The organism is Metabacillus niabensis (genome assembly GCF_902829255.1).
Lineage (GTDB): Bacteria > Bacillota > Bacilli > Bacillales > Bacillaceae > Metabacillus > Metabacillus niabensis.
Genome location: NZ_CADEPK010000163.1, coordinates 1 through 1,311, shown reverse-complemented (window position 1 = coordinate 1,311; position 1,311 = coordinate 1). Strand labels below are relative to the sequence as shown.

General features: G+C 32.5%; 1 protein-coding gene. It reads left to right on the top strand.

What is annotated here, in order from left to right; all coding sequences use genetic code 11:
• Positions 1 to 118 precede the first annotated feature (118 nt).
• On the top strand, positions 119 to 1,246 hold the full coding sequence (locus tag HU235_RS12135) for an AI-2E family transporter (RefSeq protein ID WP_095302751.1): 1,128 nt from the start codon (positions 119 to 121) through the stop codon (positions 1,244 to 1,246).
• The last annotated feature ends 65 nt before the right edge of the window (positions 1,247 to 1,311 follow it).

Genomic DNA, 1,311 nt, shown 5'->3' with positions numbered 1-1,311 from the left:
TTCTTAAACTAAAGTGAAAGTAATTTACAATATTGTGAAATGAAAGGTAAGATAAGTGATATAGGTTTGAAAATTAAGGTAAAATAGAAGTAGGAAAGGCTTTGAGAGGGGTTCTAGTATGAATAAAGGTGATATCTTTAAAAAGTTTATTATAAATAACCGATTTGTTCTATTTTTGCTTGTATTGCTTTTGATAGGGATAAATATCTTAATATTTAGAGAAGTTTCATTTATTTTTACTCCATTAGAGGTATTGGTAAAAACAGTCATTTTACCAATTATGATGGCAACAGTTCTCTACTATCTATTAAATCCAATTGTAAACTATCTTGAAAAATGGCGAATAAAAAGGGTCTACTCCATTTTATTGTTATACATTATCATTATCGGCTTATTGACAATTATTATCGTGTCGGTCATTCCATTTTTGCGTGACCAAATTATGAGTCTTGTCACGAAGTTTCCTTACTATGTAAAGGATGTTGAAAAGCTGACAAAGGATATTGTTGGCAGTCAATTTATAAATGAAGCGCAAAAAACATTAAACATTAATGTACCTGACCTAGTAAGTAATGTGTCAGAGCATGTTACAAAAATTCTTAACAGTACATGGTTAGGAATAGGTGTTTTTGTTGGAGCGGTAAAGGACTTTTTACTAGCATTAATCATCCTACCATTTGTGCTTTTCTATTTATTAAAGGATGGAAAAAAGCTGCCAAAATATATTTTAACGTTTTTGCCAGTTCCATTGCGAAATCAATCCTTTTCGGTTATGAAGGAAATAAATACGAGCATAAGTCTTTATATAAGAGGACAAATTATTGTTAGCTTTTGTATAGGGATTTTAATGTATATCGGGTTTATGATAATCGGTTTAGAATATGCGTCCCTCTTAGCATTAATTGCCGCATTTACGAGCATTGTCCCATATTTAGGACCTGCGATTGCGATTACACCGGCATTGATTATCGCGATTGTCACATCGCCAATCATGCTGTTAAAGCTTATCGTCGTATGGACAGTTGTTCAGCTCGTCGAAGGAAAATTCATCTCACCGCAAATTATGGGAAGAAACCTTCATATTCATCCGATTACGATTATATTTGTTATTTTAACGGCGGGAAATCTTTTTGGTGTCGTTGGGATTATTTTAGCCGTTCCAGGCTATGCTGTCTTAAAAGTTATCGCAACACATTTGTTTGAGTATTTAAAATCTAGAAGTGATTTATATAAAGAAGCTAAGTAATTGGTTCTTAATGTTCGACCTATTGGATAAAATTTTACAGAGGGATTCCCCTCTGTTTTTTTATG